7 protein-coding genes and 1 pseudogene are annotated in these 18,489 nt (G+C 72.1%); 5 read left to right on the top strand and 3 right to left on the bottom strand.

Annotated elements, in window-relative coordinates:
• Positions 1-48: 48 nt before the first annotated feature.
• Positions 49-10,107: pseudogene (locus ACFV9T_RS34465) on the top strand (SDR family NAD(P)-dependent oxidoreductase); the annotation flags it as partial.
• A gap of 99 nt (positions 10,108-10,206) precedes the next feature.
• Positions 10,207-11,445 (top strand): cytochrome P450, encoded by a 1,239-nt coding sequence (locus tag ACFV9T_RS34460; RefSeq protein ID WP_385446448.1) that lies wholly within the window; start codon positions 10,207-10,209, stop codon positions 11,443-11,445.
• 76 nt (positions 11,446-11,521) lie between these two features.
• On the opposite strand, the gene ACFV9T_RS34455 is transcribed toward ACFV9T_RS34460, so the two are convergent.
• The gene (locus ACFV9T_RS34455; protein WP_385446447.1) at positions 11,522-13,105 is read right to left on the bottom strand and encodes an MFS transporter; all 1,584 of its coding nucleotides are present in this window, start codon (positions 13,103-13,105) and stop codon (positions 11,522-11,524) included.
• An 86-nt stretch (positions 13,106-13,191) separates the two neighbouring features.
• Between ACFV9T_RS34455 and ACFV9T_RS34450 the strand changes: the two genes are divergently transcribed.
• Positions 13,192-13,791 (top strand): TetR/AcrR family transcriptional regulator, encoded by a 600-nt coding sequence (locus ACFV9T_RS34450; protein WP_385446446.1) that lies wholly within the window; start codon positions 13,192-13,194, stop codon positions 13,789-13,791.
• 7 nt (positions 13,792-13,798) lie between these two features.
• Here ACFV9T_RS34450 and ACFV9T_RS34445 read toward each other — a convergent pair whose 3' ends face one another.
• Positions 13,799-15,322, bottom strand: a complete 1,524-nt coding sequence (locus ACFV9T_RS34445) for an AMP-binding protein (protein ID WP_385446445.1) — start codon at positions 15,320-15,322, stop codon at positions 13,799-13,801.
• 102 nt (positions 15,323-15,424) lie between these two features.
• Between ACFV9T_RS34445 and ACFV9T_RS34440 the strand changes: the two genes are divergently transcribed.
• The gene (locus tag ACFV9T_RS34440) at positions 15,425-15,661 is read left to right on the top strand and encodes an acyl carrier protein (protein WP_385446444.1); all 237 of its coding nucleotides are present in this window, start codon (positions 15,425-15,427) and stop codon (positions 15,659-15,661) included.
• A gap of 15 nt (positions 15,662-15,676) precedes the next feature.
• Here the strand turns inward: ACFV9T_RS34440 and ACFV9T_RS34435 are convergent, their stop codons facing one another.
• On the bottom strand, positions 15,677-16,618 hold the full coding sequence (locus tag ACFV9T_RS34435; protein WP_385446443.1) for an ACP S-malonyltransferase: 942 nt from the start codon (positions 16,616-16,618) through the stop codon (positions 15,677-15,679).
• Between the two features lie 221 nt (positions 16,619-16,839).
• Here ACFV9T_RS34435 and ACFV9T_RS34430 point away from each other — a divergent pair, with 221 nt between their 5' ends.
• The gene (locus ACFV9T_RS34430; RefSeq protein ID WP_385446442.1) at positions 16,840-18,438 is read left to right on the top strand and encodes an AMP-binding protein; all 1,599 of its coding nucleotides are present in this window, start codon (positions 16,840-16,842) and stop codon (positions 18,436-18,438) included.
• Positions 18,439-18,489 lie beyond the last annotated feature (51 nt).

Genomic DNA, 18,489 nt, shown 5'->3' with positions numbered 1-18,489 from the left:
GTCGAGAACGAGCGGCTGCGGCGGGACAACGAGAGCTTGCGCGCCACCGCGCACGCCGCCGCGGAACCCGTCGCGATCATCGGCATGGCCTGCCGTTTCCCCGGCGGTGTCGGCTCCCCGGAGGAGCTGTGGGAGCTGGTCGCCGAGGGCCGCGACGCCATCGGCCCGTTCCCCGCCGACCGTGGCTGGGACGTGAGCGCCCTGTACGACCCGGAGCCCGGAAAGCCCGGCAAGAGCTACGTCCGCCACGGCGGTTTCCTGTACGACGCCGCCGACTTCGACCCCGAGTTCTTCGGCATCAGCCCGCGCGAAGCCCTCACCATGGACCCGCAGCAACGCCTGCTGCTGGAGATCACCTGGGAGGCGCTGGAACGGGCGGGCCTCGACCCGGTGGCGCTGCGCGGCAGCCGCACCGGTGTCTTCGCCGGTGCGATGTACCACGACTACGGCATCACCAGCAGCGACGGCAGCCTGGTGTCCGGACGGGTCGCCTACAGCCTGGGCTTCGAGGGACCGGCGGTCACCGTCGACACCGCCTGCTCGTCGTCGCTGGTGGCATTGCAGTGGGCGGCGCAGGCGCTGCGTACGGGGGAGTGCACACTCGCGCTGGCCGGTGGTGTCAGCGTGATGGCCACGCCCGAGACGTTCATCGAGTTCAGCGAGCAGCGCGGGCTCTCCCCTGATGGCCGCTGCCGCTCGTTCGCCGCCTCCGCCGACGGCACCGGCTGGGGCGAGGGCGCGGGCGTCCTGCTGCTGGAGAAGCTGTCCGACGCCCGCCGCCACGGCCATCCCGTGCTGGCCGTGGTACGCGGCTCGGCGGTCAACCAGGACGGCGCGTCCAACGGCTTCAGCGCCCCCAACGGCCCCTCCCAGCGCCGTGTCATCAAGCAGGCGCTCACGGCGGCCGGGCTGACCCCCGCCGACGTCGACGCCATGGAGGGGCACGGCACCGGGACCGCGCTCGGCGACCCGATCGAGGCGCAGGCGCTGCTCGCCACGTACGGCCAGGACCGCGCGGAACCCCTGTGGCTGGGGTCCATCAAGTCGAACATCGGCCACTCGCAGGCCGCCGCTGGTGTCGCGGGCGTCATCAAGATGGTCGAGGCCATCCGGCACGGCACCCTGCCGAAGACACTGCACATCGACGCGGCGACACCGCAGGTGGACTGGGACGCCGGACACGTACGCCTCCTCACCGAGGCCCGCGCGTGGCCCGACACCGGCCGCCCGCGCCGCGCCGCCGTCTCCTCGTTCGGCGTCAGCGGCACCAACGCCCACGTCATCATCGAGCAGGCGGACACCGACACCCCCGAACCCGCCGAGCGGCCTTCCGCCTCCGGTGTTCCCGTGCCCCTTCCGCTGTCCGCCCGCACTACGGCCGCCCTGCGCGCCCAGGCCCGGCAACTGGCCGACCAGCTGCGGAACAGGCTCGGGCTGGACCCCGTGGACGTGGGATTCTCCCTCGCCACCGGCCGTGCCGCACTCACCCGCCGCGCCGTCCTCATCGGCCACGACCGCGACGAACTCCTCGCCGAACTGACCGCGCTGGCGGACGCCCCCGACGATACGCACCTGGGCGGCGTCGCCCGGCCGACCGGGCTGACCGCCTTCCTGTTCACCGGACAGGGCAGCCAGCGCCTCGGCATGGGCCGGGAGCTGCACACGGCGTTCCCCGTCTTCGCGCGCGCCTTCGACGAGGTGTGCGCCGCGCTGGATCCAGCGGTGCGCGAGGCCATGTGGGGCGACGAGGAGGCGCTGCACCGCACCGAGTTCACCCAGCCCGCCATCTTCGCGCTCGAAGTGGCGCTGTTCCGGCTGCTGGACTCCTGGGGCGTACGGCCCGACTTCGTCACCGGCCACTCGATCGGCGAGCTGTCCGCCGCCCATGTGGCCGGGGTGTTCTCCCTCGCCGACGCGGCCCGGCTCATCACCGCGCGGGCCCGGCTGATGGGCGCGCTGCCGCCCGGTGGCGCGATGGTGGCCGTCGAAGCCACGCCGGACGAGGTGGCCCCGCTGCTCGGGGCGGGTGTCGGCATCGCAGCCGTCAACGGCCCTACGTCGGTGGTCCTTTCCGGTACGGAAGACGCGGTGGTGGCGGCAATCGAACGGCTCGGCGCCCGCAGGACCAACCGTCTCACCGTCTCGCACGCCTTCCACTCGCCGCTGATGGACCCGATGCTGGCTGAGTTCCGCCGCGTCGCCGAGTCCGTCACCTACGCCGAGCCACGCGTCCCCGTCATGGCGGACGGCGAGGTCACCACCGCCGACCACTGGGTGCGGCACGTCCGGGACACGGTCCGGTTCGCCGACGCGGTGGCCCGGCTGGAGGCCGAAGGCGTGACCCGGTACGTGGAGTTGGGGCCCGACGGGGTGCTCACCGCCATGGCCCGGCAGTGCCTCACCACCACCGCCGACACCGCCGTACTCGTCCCGGCGCTGCGCCGCCGCGACCCCGAGCCTGTCGCCGCCCTGACCGCCCTCGGCCAGCTGCACACGGCGGGCCTGCGCGTCGACTGGGCGGGCGTGTTCGGCGGACGGGGCGCCCGGCGCGTCGACCTGCCCACGTACCCCTTCCAGCGCGCCCGCTACTGGCTCGACAAGAGCGGCCACGGCGGTGATGTCACCTCCGCTGGCCTCGAGAGGCCCGACCATCCGCTGCTCGGCGCGATGGTGCGGCTGCCCGGCTCGGACGGTGTGGTGTTCACCGGACGGCTGGCCACCGGAGCCCACCCCTGGCTGTCCGACCACACCGTGCTCGGCTCCGTGCTGCTGCCCGGCACCGCGTACGTGGAACTGGCCGTACGCGCCGGTGACCAGGTGGGATGCGGTCGCGTCGAGGAACTCACCCTCGGCGCGCCGCTGATCCTGCCCGAACACGGCGGCGTCCATCTCCAGGTCGCCGTCGACGCCCCCGACGCGTCCGGCCGCCGCCCGGTGACGGTGTACTCCCGCGCCGACGACGCCCCGCTCGACCGCGAATGGGTGCAGCACGCCGAAGGGATCCTGGCACCGGACGCGGGTGAACCGGCCACCGACCTCGCCGCATGGCCACCGCGCGACGCCGAACCCCTCGCGGTCGAAGGGCTCTACGAACGGCTCGACTACGGGCCCGCGTTCCGTGGGCTGCGTACGGCGTGGCGGCGCGGCGACGATGTGTTCGCCGAGGTCGCCCTCCCGGCGGGTGTCGACGCCGGACGCTTCGGCCTCCATCCCGCCCTGCTCGACTCGGCGTTGCACGCGCTCGACCTGGCGGACGAGGCCGCGACCGTCCTGCCGTTCTCCTGGTCGGACGTCACCCTGCACACCGAAGGCGCCACGGCCGCACGGGCCCGGCTGCGCCTCCGGGGCGAGGACACGGTGTCGCTGGAGCTGGCCGACGCCATGGGACGGCCCGTGGCCTCGGTCGGCGCGCTGACGCTGCGGCCCGTCACGGCGGACGGTCTCGCCCTGGCCTCGGCCCAGGTCACGGACGCTCTCTTCTGCGTCGAGTGGGTCCCGGCCACCGGTGGGCGGTCGTCCGCCGATGATGCCGATGACGCCGAAGTGGTCGTCCACCACTGCCCGCCGACAACCGGCGACACGCCGTCCGCAGTGCGCGCGGCGGTGGGCGGCGCGCTGGAAGCCGTACAGGCGGCGGCCGAACGCGACGCCACGCTCATCGTCGTCACCCACGGCGCGATCGACGGCTCCGACCTCGGCCACGCCGCCGTCCGGGGGCTGGTGCGCGCCGCCGCGAGCGAGAACCCCGGCCGCGTCGTCCTCGTCGACACGGACACCGACATCGATATCCGCGCCCTCCTGGAGACCGGTGAGCCCGAACTGAGCTTCCGTGGCGGCGAGATGCGGGTACCGCGCCTGGCCAGGGTGGCGCACAGCGCGGACGCCCCCACCTGGGACACGGAACGCACCGTCCTGATCACCGGCGGGACCGGCGCCCTCGGCGCCTCCGTAGCCCGCCGCCTCGTCACCCGGCACGGGGTGCGGCGCCTGCTGCTGACCAGCCGTCGTGGACCGGAGGCGCCGGGCGCCGCCGAGCTGGCCGAGGAACTGACCGCACTGGGCGCCGAGGCCGAGGTGGCGGCGTGCGATGTGGCCGATCGCGACGCCCTGGCCACGCTGCTCGACGGCCGTTCCATCGGCGGGGTCGTCCACGCGGCCGGTGTACTGGACGACGGTGTGATCCCCTCGCTGACACCCGGCCGCGTCGACCACGTACTGCGCCCGAAGGCGGACGCGGCATGGCATCTCCACGAACTCACCCGCGACCTGGACCTGACCGCGTTCGTGCTCTTCTCCTCCGTCGCGGGCGTCCTCGGCGCCCCCGGACAGGGCAACTACGCGGCCGCCAACACATTCCTCGACGCCCTCGCACACCACCGCCACGCCCACGGACTTCCCGCGCTGTCACTGGCCTGGGGCCCATGGGCCGGGGACGGCATGGCGGACGGTCTCGCCCAGGCCGGGCTGCGCACCCTGGCGCCGGAAGAGGCTCTGGCACTGCTCGACGCCGCCGCAGCCGGTGGCCCGGACCCCGCGCTGGTGCCCGCCCGGTTCGACCTGGCCGCCTTCGACACGCCCCCGCCCCTGCTGAACGGCCTCGTTCGCGGCGGCCGGTCGCGCCGCGTCGCCGACACCACCGCCTCCGCCACCATCGTGCTGCGGCAGCGCCTGGCCACACTCACCGAGGACGAACGCGCCGACGAACTCCTCGGCCTCGTCCGCTCCCAGGCCGCCACCGTCCTCCGCAGCGCCGGAGCCGAGGCCGTCGACCCCGAACGGGCCTTCCGCGACCTCGGTTTCGACTCCCTCACCGCGATCGAACTGCGCAACCTCCTGGGCGCCGCCACCGGACTCCGGCTGCCCGCCACCCTCGTCTTCGACTACCCGACACCGCGCGAGCTGGCCCGGCACCTGCTGGACGAGCTGTCCGGTGTGGTGGAGGAGGTTTCCGCCGCACAGGTCGTGACGTCGGCGGACGACGAGCCGATCGCCATCGTCGCGATGGCGTGCCGCTATCCGGGCGGGGTGGATTCGCCCGAGGGGCTGTGGCGGCTGGTCGACGGTGGTGTGGACGCGATCTCGGAGTTTCCGGCCGACCGTGGCTGGGGCGTCGAGGACATCTACGACCCCGAGCCCGGCAAACCCGGCAAGACCTATGTGCGCGACGGCGGCTTCCTGCACGACGCGGCGGAGTTCGACGCGGACTTCTTCGGCATCAGCCCCCGCGAGGCCCGCGACATGGACCCGCAGCAGCGGCTGCTGCTCGAAGTGTCGTGGGAGGCGCTGGAGCGCGCCGGGATCGACCCGGGCACGCTGAAGGGCACCCCGACCGGGGTGTTCGCCGGGGTCATGTACCACGACTACTCCGGCGGTACCGGCGGCGGCAGCCTCGTCTCCGGCCGGGTCGCCTACACCCTCGGCCTCGAAGGCCCCGCGGTGACCGTGGACACGGCGTGCTCGTCTTCGCTGGTGGCCCTGCACTGGGCGGCGCAGGCGCTGCGTACCGGCGAATGCACGCTCGCCCTCGTCGGGGGCGCGACCGTCATGGGAACGCCGCAGTCTTTCATCGACTTCAGCGAACAACGCGGTCTGGCCGCCGACGGCCGCTGCAAGTCCTTCTCGTCCTCCACGGACGGCACCGGGTGGGGCGAGGGCGTGGGCATGCTGCTGGTCGAGCGGCTGTCGGACGCCCGCCGCCACGGCCACCCGGTGCTGGCGGTCGTACGGGGCAGCGCCCTCAACCAGGACGGCGCCAGCAACGGCATCTCGGCCCCGAACGGGCCGTCACAACAGCGCGTCATCCGGCAGGCGTTGGCGAACGCGGGCCTGTCGGCCGCCGAAGTGGACGCGGTGGAGGCGCATGGTACGGGTACGAAGCTGGGCGATCCGATCGAGGCGCAGGCGCTGCTGGCGACGTACGGCCAGGACCGCGCTGAGCCGCTGTGGCTGGGGTCGATCAAGTCCAACATGGGCCACACCCAGGCCGCCGCCGGGGTGGCGGGCATCATCAAGATGGTGCAGGCGCTGCGGCACGGTGTACTGCCGAGAACGCTGCACGTCGAGGAGCCGACGCCGCAGGTGGACTGGGCGGCGGGCAACGTCCGGCTGCTGACCGAGGCGCGGGCGTGGCCGCGCGGCGAGCGCCCACGCCGCGCGGGTATCTCGTCCTTCGGCATCAGCGGGACGAACGCCCATGTGATCGTCGAGGAAGCCCCGACGGTCAAGGACCGGCCCGAGGAACGCCGCGAACTCCCGGTGGCGCCCCTCGTCGTCTCGGCGAAGACGTCTGCCGCACTCCACGCCCAGGTGGCGCGGATGCGTGCGTTCGCCGTGGACCGCGATGCGCTGGATGTGGCGTTCTCGGCGGCGACGGGGCGGGCCGCGCTGGAGCACCGTGCGGTGCTGGTCGGGTCGTCGGAGCCGATCAGCGATGTGGCGGCTGGTGGGAGCGGTGGTGGCAAGGTGGCGTTCCTGTTCACCGGGCAGGGGAGTCAGCGCCTCGGCATGGGACGGGAGTTGTATGAGACCTTCCCGGTGTTCACGGCGGCGTTCGACGCGGTGTGTGACGCGTCGGGGCTGCCGCTGAAGGAGGTGATGTGGGGTGACGACGAGGCGGCGTTGCACCGCACGGAGTTCACCCAGCCCGCCATCTTCGCCCTCGAAGTGGCGCTGTATCGGCTCCTTGAGTCCTGGGGGACGCGCCCGGACTTCCTCGTCGGCCATTCGATCGGGGAGCTGGCGGCAGCCCATGTCGGGGGAGTGCTGAGCCTGGAGGACGCCGCGCGGCTGATCACGGCGCGGGGACAGCTGATGGGGGCGCTGCCGCCCGGTGGGGCCATGGTGGCGATCCAGGCCACCGAGGGGGAAGTGGCGCCGCTGCTGAACGGTGAGGTGGGGATCGCGGCCGTCAACGGCCCGTCGTCGGTAGTGATTTCGGGAGCCCAGGACGCGGTGGCGGCGGTGGCCGAGCGCTTCAAGGACCGTAAGACACACCGCTTGTCCGTCTCCCACGCCTTCCACTCACCCTTGATGGACCCGATGCTGGAGGAGTTCCGCAAGGTCGCGGAGAGTGTGGAGTACCGGGCACCCGCCATTCGCCTGACGAAGGACATGGGCTCGGCGGAGTACTGGGTGCGGCATGTGCGGGAGGCGGTGCGGTTCGCCGATGACGTACGGGTGCTGCGCGACGAAGGGGTCACGCGGTTCCTGGAGGTGGGGCCGGACGGTGTGCTGACGGCGATGGCGCAGCAGACCGTCGAGGGCACGATGGCGGCCACGCTGCGCCGCGATCGTCCCGAGGTGGAGAGCGTGTTCGCCGGGGTCGGGCAGCTGTATGCCGCAGGCGTGGCGGTGGACTGGGGTGCGGTGTTCGCGGGGCGCGGTGCCCGGCGCGTCGAGCTGCCCACGTATCCGTTCCAGCGCAAGCGGTACTGGCTGGTCGAGCGGCCGACCGCCCTCGCCGGGGCCGATACGGTCGACCACCCGCTACTGGGCGCGCGGATCGTGCTGCCGGACACCGGAGGGGCCGTGTTCACCGGGCGGTTGTCCCTCGACTCCCACCCCTGGCTCGCCGACCACGATGTGCTGGGCACCCTGCTGCTGCCCGGCACCGGGCTGGTCGAGCTGGCGTTGCAGGCCGCCCAGCAGATGGGGTGCGAGGCCATCGACGAACTGACCCTCGAAGCGCCCCTCGTCGTGCCCGAGAAGGGCGGGGTCTCGGTGCGGGTCGTGGTCTGTGGCCCGGACGCCTCCGACGCGGCGCGCACCATCGAGATCTACTCGTCCCTCGATGACGAGACCTGGACCCGCAATGCCACCGGTGGCATCGTCCCGACCGCTGCCACACCCCCGTCGTCCGATCTGACCGTGTGGCCGCCGGTCGACGCGACGCCGCTCGCGGTGGACGGCGCCTATGAGCGGCTGCTCGCCCGTGGGTACGACTACGGTCCGGCCTTCCAGGGGCTCAAGGCGGCCTGGCGGCGCGGCGACGACGAGGTGTTCGCCGAGGTCGCGCTTCCGGAAGGGGCGGATGCGGCCCGGTTCGGTGTGCATCCGGCGCTGCTGGACGCGGCGATGCACGTCGGCCTGATCGAAGGTGAGGACGTGGCCGGAGGCGAGGAGGCGAGGGCGCCGGAGCTGCCGTTCTCCTGGGGCGGCGTCGCACTCCACCGGGCCGGTGTCCCGGCGCTGCGCGTCCGGCTGTCGCACCGGGACGGGGACGACGGTACGGAGGTGCTGGTCGCCGACGAGACCGGGGCGCCCGTGCTCTCCGTGGCCGCCCTCGTGTCGCGGCCCGTCTCGGCCGGGCAGCTGCGCACGGGCGGTGACCACCGCGAGTCGCTGTTCGCCCTCACCTGGACCAAGGCCACCGCCCGCCCCGCGCCGGACACCCCCGTCGAGGTGTACGAGGTCCCGCGTACGGCGGGGGACACGCCCGAGGCCGTACGCGCCGTCCTGGGCAAGGTGCTGGCGCGGCTCCAGGAGTGGCTGGCCGACCATGGCAAGGACGAGGGCAAGCTCGCGGTCGTCACCCGTCGTGCGGTGCCGGTGGAGGGCGAGGGCATCGACGTGGGCCAGGCGCCCGTCTGGGGTCTGGTCCGGGCGGCCGTGGCGGAGAATCCCGGCCGGTTCCTGCTGCTCGACCTCGATGATGCCGCCACCGTGCCCTCCCCTATCGAGGTGGACGCACCCGAGATGGCCATCCGGGGCGGTGAGCTGCTGGTCCCCGAGTTCGTCCGCGTTCCGGCCGGGGCGGTGGACCAGACACACCGCCCGTGGGATCAGGCGTCCACGGTGCTCATCACGGGCGGGACCAGTGGCCTCGGCGCCCTGGCCGCCCGCCATCTGGTGACCACACACGGCGTCCGGCGGCTCGTCCTGACCAGCCGCCGGGGCGAGAGCGCACCGGGTGCGGCGGAACTGCGCGCCGAATTAACAGCGCTCGGCGCACAGGTGGCGGTCGAGGCGTGCGATGTGGCCGATCGTGCCGCGCTCGCCGGAGTGCTGGACCGGCATCCGGTCGACGCGGTCGTCCACGCGGCCGGTGTCGTGGACAACGGCCTGGTCCGGGACATGACGCCGGAGCGTCTGCACACGGTCCTGCGACCCAAGGTGGACGGGGCCTGGAACCTGCACGAGCTGACGGCCGACCGCGACCTGACGGCGTTCGTCCTGTTCTCCTCGCTCGCCGGGCTCGTGCTGGCCGCAGGGCAGGGAAACTACGCCTCGGCGAACGTGTTCCTGGACGCGCTCGCCCGCCACCGCCACCACGCCGGACTGCCGGTGACCTCGCTGGCGTACGGGCTGTGGGAGGCCGACACCGGCCTCGGCGAGCTGGCCGAGGCAGACCGGAAACGCATGCTGCGCATGGGCCTGCCCGCCCTGCCGCAGGACGAGGGACTGGCGCTGCTGGACGACGCGTTGCGTACGCGGGAGCCCGCGCTCGCGCCGTTCCGCCTGGACATGGCCGCCCTGCGGGCCCGCCCCGCCGACCGGCTTCCGGGGATGCTGCGCGGCCTGGTGCCCACCCCGCGCCACCGCGCCGGGGGCCCGGGCGTGGCGGGCGGCGGGGACGGCGGCGCGGGGCTGCGGCGGAGGCTGGCGGCCCTGACCGACGACGCCGAACGCGAGGGCCTGCTGCTGGAGCTGGTGCGGACGCAGGTGGCGGCCGTGCTCGGCCACGACGGGGCCGACGCCATACGGGCCGACCGGGCGTTCAAGGACCTGGGCTTCGACTCGCTCACCGCCGTGGAGCTGCGCAACGGTCTGCGCGCGGCGACCGGGCTGAAGCTGCCCGCCACCCTCGTCTTCGACCACCCGACACCCGCCGAGGTCGCCGACGAGCTGCGCGAACAGCTCAGCGGCGGCCAAGATCCCGTCGAGACGCCACTTGAGGCCGAACTGACCCGACTGGAGGCCGCGTTGGCGTCAGCGCGTCCGGACGGGGAGGCCTACGGTCGCGTCGCCGACCGGCTGCGCGCGCTGACGGCCGGATGGCTGGAGGCCCACCGGCCGGACGAGGGCGAGGAAACCGACCTCGCCTCGCTCTCGGCCGACGAGCTGTTCGACGTCCTCGATGACGAGCTGGACACGAGGTCCCCGTCGTAGCCGCGCACCAGACCACACCGATGCACCACACCCACGCACCACACCGAAGCGTCACACCGAGCCACACCACCACGCACCACACCGAGGAGAACGCCCCACATGACCACCGAAGCGACCCCGACCGCCCAGCAGGCCGACGAAGCGCTGATCGCGCTCATCTCGCCGCCCTTCCCCGCCGACCCCTTCCCTCTCTACGAGACGCTGCAGTCGGTGAACCGGGTCCACAACGCCGCCGCGCTGGGCGTGTGGGTGATGTCCGGGTACGAGGAGGTCACCGAGTTCCTGCGGCTGCCCGACGTCCAGAGCGGCGCCCGCGCCGCCACCCAGATGCGCGAGGACTGGGCCGACCACCTCTCCCTGCGCATGTACCTGAACTCGATGGTCACCCTCAATCAGCCCGACCACGGCCGTATCCGCGGCCTGGCCGCTCGCGTCTTCACCCCCAACAAGATCAAGAAGATGCAGCCCGCGGTGGAGCGGCTGACCGCCGGGCTCATCGACGGACTCATCGAGCGGTCCGACGGCGGCGAGCCGGTCGACCTCGTCGACCTGCTGGCGGTGCCGTTCCCGGTCGCGGTCATCAGCGACATGCTCGGCCTCCCGTTCGAGGACGGCAAACACCTCTGGAAGCTGGCCGACGACTGGTCACATGTGTTCTCCGGTCTCTACACCGATGAGGACCTGGTGCGGGCCGACGCCTCGGCCGAGGAGCTGGCCGGGTACTTCCGTGAGGTGATCAAGAGCCGCCGCACCAACCCGCGCGAGGATCTGATGTCCTCCCTCGTCCAGGAGGCCACCAACGGCCGCCTCGACGAGGACGAGCTGATGGCGCTCATCCTGTTCCTGTTCACCGCGGGCTTCGCGGCCACCACCAACCTCGTCGCGACCGGAGTGCTCGCGCTCCTCGATCACCCCGATGAGCTGAACCGGTGGCGCGCGGACAAGAGCATCACGCCGTCGGCCGTGGAGGAATTACTGCGCCACACCACCCACACCACCGCGGCGAGCCGGGTCACCACCCGGCCGGTCACCATCGCCGGCGAGAGCATCCCTGAGGGGGTGCTGGTCCTGACCCTGCTCGCCGCCGCCAACCGCGACCCGCGCCGGTTCCCCGACCCGCACCGCCTGGACCTGACCCGCGACAACGGCCCCCACCTGAGCTTCAGCGCCGGGGCCCACTACTGCTTCGGCGGCAGCCTCGCCCGCATCGAGGGCGCCGAACTCTTCCCGAAGCTGATCGACACGTTCCCGAAGATCGAGCAGGCCGGTACGCCCGAACGCCGCGCCGTCATGGGCCTGACCGGCTACACCACGCTCCCGGTGACCCTCGGCCGCTGACGGCCCCTTGGGCCACGTACGTACGGAGTCCCTGCCGCGACCGTCGCCGCAGGGACTCCGTACGTACGCCAGCCCCCTACTCCGGGCTGGACGCGGGCGTGGGCTCGGCCTTGGCAGAAGGCCCGGCCGCCGCCGCACCGGCCGTGGGGATCGCGACGTGGCGCATCAGCAGTACGGCGCCCACGGCACCCACCAGCATCACGGCCCCGGCCACCACGGCGCCGACGTTCATACCGCGCGTGAACGCCTCCCCGGCGACCTGGAGAAGCGGCTCGCTCGCGTCGTCGGGCAGGTGCTTGGCCACCTCCGCCGCGCCGCCGAGCGAGCCCTGCGCGGCGTCGGCGGCCTCGTGCGGAAGGCCGGACGTCGCGTCGGCGACATCGCGGGTGTAGATGGCGGAACCGATGCTGCCCAGGAGCGCCACTCCGAGCGCCCCGCCGAGCTGGTTGCTGGTCTCCGGCAGCGCCGAGGCCGCGCCCACCCGCTCCGGTGGCGCGGCCGAGACGATGAGGTCGGCGGTCAGGGGGATCGCCATGCCCACCCCGGCCGAGATGATCGTCGCGCCCGCCACCGCGAGAGCCAGGCTCGAATCGGCGCGCAGCTGCGTCATGACGGCGAATCCGATCGTGGCGATGACCATGCCGATGCCGATGATGTACCCGGGGCGGATCGACTTGGCCAGCACGGCGGCCACCGATGTCGTCACCGCCACCGCCAACGGCGCGGGCAGTGTCCATAGCCCGGCCTTCAACGGGCTCAGCCCGTAGACCAGTTGGATCCACTGAGTGGAGAACAGCAGAAAGCCGACCATGGCGAACAGGGCCACCAGGTTGACGCCGATGGACGCGCTGAATCCCCGGTCGCGGAAGAGGCTCAGGTCGATCAGCGGATTGGCGGCCGAGCGCTGGCGGAGGAAGAACAGCACACCGATCACGACCCCGGCGGCCGTGATGGCCGCGTACGTCCACGCGAAGCCGTCGTCGGCGAGCTCCTTGATGCCGTAGATGACCGGGAGCACGGTGCCCAGCGACAGCGCGGCGCCGAGCAGGTCGAAGCGGCCGGGGCGCGGGGCACGGTACTCCGGCAGCAGCAGCGGGCCCAGCACCAGGATCACGGCCATGACCGGGATGTTGATGAGGAAGACGGAGCCCCACCAGAACTTCTCCAGCAGCAGCCCCGACACGATCGGCCCCAGCGCGGCGCCGCCGGACAGCCCTGCCGTCCAGATGGCGATGGCGGTACGGCGCTCGGTGGGATCGTGGAAAATGTTGCGGATCAGCGCCAGGGTGGACGGCGCGAGCACGGCCCCGGCGACGCCCAGGACGGCCCGCGCGGCGATCAGCAGCTCGGCGCTGCCCGCGTAGGCGGCGGCCAGGGACGCCGCGCCGAACACCACGGCACCCATCATGAGCAGCAACCGGCGGCCGATGTGGTCGCCGAGGGTGCCCATGGTGATGAGCAGCCCGGCGAGCATGAACGCGTAGATGTCCACGATCCATAACTGCTGCGTGGCGCTCGGTTCCAGGGACGCGCTCAGGAACGGCAGCGCGAAGTACAGGACGGTCATGTCCATCGACATCAGAACGACCGGGACGACGAGGACGGCAAGGCCGATCCAGTCTTTCCGGCTTGCCCGTTGGGGACTCATGGCCTCACTCATGGCCGTGACTATAGATTTGTATAAGTGAAGTGTCTAGGACGCTTGTCCAAGACAGATCTCAGGGCGGTGCGATTAGACTTCTCCGCATGGGACACCGAGAAGACCTGCTGGTCGGGGCGAAGCGCTGCCTGTACGAGAAGGGGTACGCCCGTACCACCGCGCGGGACATCGTCGAGGCGTCCGGCACCAACCTGGCCTCGATCGGCTACCACTACGGCACCAAGGAAGCCCTGCTCAACGCCGCCATCATGGAGGCGCTGGAGGAGTGGGCCCAGGAGCTGAAGCGGGCCGTGGCCGATGTGGGGGACCTGCCCGACGATCCGATCGGGCGGTTCGAGCGGGCCTGGACGCGGGTGATCGAGCTGTTCGAGCGGCACCGCCCGGTGTGGGCCGCCCAGTTCGAGGCGATCTCCCAGATCGAGCATGTGCCCGAGGTCCGCAGCTTCATCGTCGACGCGCAGCAGCAGGCCCAGAAGGGGCTGGTCGAACTCCTCCTGGGCGGTGAGCAGTTGCCCCCGCACACCGAGGCCGCGGTCGGGCAGTTCTACCACGCGCTGCTCAGCGGCGTGATGATGCAGTGGGTCATCGACCCGGAGCACGCCTCGACGGGCGCGTCGCTCGCCGAGGCGCTGCGTACGGTCGTGGAGGACGCCCGCCGCTCAGGAATGACTCTCCCTCAGGAATGACTCTCCCTCAGGGGTGACTCTCGCTCAGGGGTGACACCGCGGCCGCCTCGCGGGCCAGCCGCCCCCGGTCCACCTTGTGGTTGGCGTTCAGCGGGAACTCCGCCACGTGCCGGAACACCTTGGGCACCATCGGCTCCGGCAGCTGCGCGGCCAGTTCGCGGCGCAGTGTCACCGGTGGCACGCGGTCGCCCGTGTAGTAGAGGACGAGTTCCAGGCCGCCGCCGGGCGCCGGGCGGGTCACGGTGGCGGCGTTCTGTACGCCCGCACACCGCCGGACGGCATGGTCGACCTCGGCCAGCTCGACCCGGAAGCCCTGGATCTGCACCTGGGTGTCCAGGCGGCCGAGGTATATCAGCTCGCCGTCGTCCAGCCGCCGCACCCGGTCACCCGTCCGGTACCAGCGGCGGCCGTCGCGCTCCAGGAACCGGCCCTCGTTGTCCTCGGGGTCCAGATAGCCGGGGGTCATCTGCGGCCCGGTGATACATAGTTCGCCCTCCACCGCCGACTCGGTGTCCCCGTCGAGCAGCAGATGGTCATGGCCGGGGTGCACCGTGCCGATCGGCACGACACCGTTCACCGCCCGGTCCGGTGAGGTCTCCGGCGACCAGCGGTGGCCGGTGATGGTGACGGTCAGCTCGGTGGGCCCGTACAGGTTCTCGATCCGCGCGTTCGGCGCGGCGGTCTGCCAGGCGGCGGCGTCCTCGCACAGCAGCGCCTCGCCCGCGAAGAAGGTCCACCGCAGCGTGGGCATCGACCCGGGGGTCAGCCCGCCCATCCGCCGGATGAACGATGTGCCGCTCGGGGTGGAGAACCATACGGTCATCCGCCGCTCGGCGAGGAACGCGGGCAGGTCCCGGTGGGCCGCTGGGGGAATGGCGTGCACCGGCGCCCCACGGCCCCAGGCGCAGAACAGCTCGAACATCGCGCAGTCGAAGTTGAGCCCCACGTTCTGGCAGAACACATCGCCGGGGCCGAAGTCATAGCGCCGGTCCAGCAGGCTGAAGTAGTGGTCGTTGGCCCCGTGGGTCATCGGTACCCCCTTGGGGCGGCCCGTCGACCCCGAGGTGAACAGGATGTACGCGATGTCGGACGGCCGTACCGTCACGGGCGCGTCCAGTGGGGGAGTGGCCTCGTCCTCGTCCAGGACGGGCAGCTCCAGCTCGGTTTCGGCGAGCGCGGCCCGGCCGACCGGATCGGCGATGACCGTCGACACCCCCGCAGCGGTGAGCATGCGGCGGGTGCGCTCGGCGGGGAACCGTGGATGGAGCGGTACGAGGGTGGCGCCCGCGTACAGCGCGGCCAGCATCCCCACGTACGCGGTCAGGCTCTTGTCCGCCAGGACGGCGACGGCGTGCGGCCCCTGCGGGGCCCGGGCCAGCAGCGCCCCCGCCCGGCGCAGCGCCAGTTCGTGCATCGCCTCGTACGTCAGCGTCTCGTCGTCCACGCGGATCGCGGCCCGGCCGGGCGACAGCGCCAAGCCGCGCAGAAATCGTTCGTGCAGACCATGTCCGGGGGCGGGTGTCTCGATCATTGTCCTTCCTCCGGGAGAGAAAAGGGGTGGATAGGGGTGCCGACCCGCGCGCGGCAGGCCTTAAGTTGGCCGTAAAGGCCGGGAATAAATAGGGGAGCGCGCATGTGGGACGAGTCTTTCGGGCAACTGCTCCGCAAAAACCTTCCTTTGCTGGAATCGGGTGATGAACTCACCGCCGATCTGAGCCTGCGTGACTTCGGCCTCGATTCCATGGGAATGGTCGCGCTGCTGTCCTCGCTGGAGGACATGTACGGTGTCCGTTTCGTCGACGACGCGCTCAACGACGACAACTTCGCCACCCCCGCCACGCTGTGGAAGACCGTGGAGGCCATGCGCTGACGCGATCCCCGCCGCTCATGCGATCGCGCTGCGTCGGCGCGGTCGCATGGCCGTCTCCGGCCGCACCGCCACCACCTCGAACGCCTCGGTCATGACGTCCACCCGGCCCCACAGCCCGTCCTGCCCGGTGACATGCACCCGCTCGACGCCCAGCCCCTTGAGCGTGTCGACGACGGACGGCCAGCGCACCGTCCGGGTCACCGCGTCCAGCAGCAGCGTCCGCACCCCCTCGCCCGTCCGCACCAGCGACCCGTCATGGTCGGAGACGACCGGGATCCCGGGGTCGCGGAACGGGACGTTCACGGCGACCTCCGCCTCGATCCGCGCCCGCAGCGCGCCGAAGACGGCCGAGTGCATCGGCGGCCGCATGACGTACAGCGGCAGGCCGCCGACCGCCTTGAGCCGTCGCTGCAGCCAGTCCACCAGCTCCTCGCGCACCGACAGCATGTGGAAGTCGTGGTCGACGTGGCAGGCCACCTCGTTCCACTCGCCGCGCGCGTCCAGCTCGGCCCGGATCTCGTCCAGCTGCTCCGGCGGGACGCGGGCGAACGACTGGGCGACCAGGTCGCCGTGCTCGCGCGCGAAGTACGCGTCCACCACGCGGCCCTGCTCGGCGGTCATCGCCACGGCCTCGGCGAACGGCAGCGCCCCGGCGAACACGGCCGCCGCCGTACCGCCGAAGCTGGCACCGGCGCACGCGACCGGCGCCACGTCGTGCTCGGCGACCGTCCATTCGGCCAGCGCCAGGCAGGAGACCAGGAAGGCGACCCGGGCCGGTTCGGGGAACGCGCCCTGGTCGCCTCGGGCCTCGGCCTCCCGGTACCGGTCGATCAGCGAATAGCCCAGGGCCCGGTCCGCCTCGGCGACCAGCCGCCGCGCCACCGGATGCACCGCGAGGAACCGCGCCGAGTCGGCGAACCGCGTCGGGCCGATTCCAGGAAAGACAATCGCCGACATATTCTCGCTCTCCCTTTTGTCACGCTCGTCGCGTGTGCATTCTAGAAGCTCAAAAGTCGATCTATTGTTTCCGGTCAGTCTTGTTGGCCCCCGGTACCGGCATAACCCCTAACGCCCCCTAGTTCAGGGGTGGGCGGGCGAGAGTTCTTGTGGGCCGTAAAAGGGCCCTGTTAGAAACAGCCTGGCATTTACTGGGAAGGCCCGAATCGGAAGGGTGGCGCATGAGCCCGAATGGAGCGCGTCCCGCCCGGGCGCACGCATCGGTGGACAACCTGCGGACCTATCTGCTGGCCGCCGCCCGGCGGGCCTCCGACCGGCCCGCCGTGATCCAGGCGGCGCCGGACGGCGGTCTGGAGACGGTCACCTACGGCGAGCTGGAGCGGCGTACCGACGCCTGCGCCGACGCGCTCGACGCGCTCGGCCTCGACGTCGGCGACCGCGTCATCCTGGAGTCCGACACCGACGCGGACGCCGTGGCCACGCTCCTCGCCTGCGCCACCCTGGGGCTGCCGTTCACCCCGGTCAGCCCCGAGACCCCGGACGAACGGCTGCTCACGATCATCGACAGCGCCGAGCCCGCCCTGTACCTCCAGTCCGCGCGCGGACAGCGCACCGGCATCCCCGCGACGGTCGGCACCGCGCGGTTCGGAGCGGACGGACTCACCGTGGAGCGGCCGCCCGCGCCACGTGTCCGCCGCCGCCGCGCGGTCACCCCCGGCGACACCGCGTACATCACCTTCACCTCGGGCACGACGGGACGGCCCAAGGGCGTGGTCATGAGCCACCGCGGGGTCATCGCGTTCCTGCGCGGCGCCGAGGCCGCGGAGCTGATCACGGCCGAGGACCGGGTGGCGGGCACCGCGCCGCTGCAATTCGACTTCGCGCTCTTCGACATCGGGTTCGCCCTCAGCCACGGCGCCGCGCTGGTGCCCGTGCCGCGCGACCGGCTGGGCTGGCCGCGCCGCTTCCTGTCGTTCCTCCGCGACACCGGAACGACCCAGGTCGACGCCGTGCCCTCGGCGTGGCGTCCGGTGCTGCGCCACGAGCCCGAACTCCTCGCCGAGCTGGGCGAACACGGCACGCTGCGGCGCATCGCGTTCTCCGGGGAGGACTTCCCTCTGGACGAACTGCGCGCACTCCAGGCGCTGTTGCCGAAAGTGCGCTTCACCAACGGCTATGGCGCCACCGAGACGATGGCCGCGTCCATCACCGAAGTGCCCAACCCGCTGCCGCCCGGCACCGAACGCCTGTCGATCGGCTACGCGGTGGCGGGCGCGGAGATGATGCTCATCGGGCCAGGTGGCCGTCCCGTGGACGAGCCCGGTGTGCTCGGCGAGATCTATCTGCGCACCCCGTCGCTGTTCTCCGGCTACTGGAACGACCCGGAGGCCACCCGCGCCGTCGTCGTACCCGACCCGCTCGACCCCAGGTCGGGGCAGCCGGTGTTCAAGACCGGTGATCTGGCCACCATGGGACCGGACGGTGAACTGTACTTCCACGGCCGCGCCGACTCCCAGGTGCAGATCCGTGGCAACCGCGTCGAGCTGGGTGAAGTGGAGCGCCGTATCGGCGAGTTCACCGGCATCACCGGCGCCGTCGCGATGCTGCTGCCGCGTACCGACGACGACCCGGTGCTGCACGCGTTCGTCACCCGCGCCCCCGAGGGGCCCGCGCCGGACACCAAGGACATCATCGCGTTCTGCCGCGCCGCGCTGCCCGGCTACATGATCCCGCAGGGTCTGCACGTGGTGGACGAGTTCCCGCTGACCGTCAACGGCAAGGTCGACCGCGCCGCCCTGACCGCCCTCGCGGCGACCTGAGCACCTTCACCGCCCTGATCGCCTCCCTGCCTCTTCTTCGTTGCGGAGTAT

The organism is Streptomyces sp. NPDC059850 (assembly GCF_042731515.1).
Lineage (GTDB): Bacteria > Actinomycetota > Actinomycetes > Streptomycetales > Streptomycetaceae > Streptomyces.
Note: the sequence above shows the minus strand (reverse complement) of the source record. Positions and strands in the feature narration are given on the sequence as shown.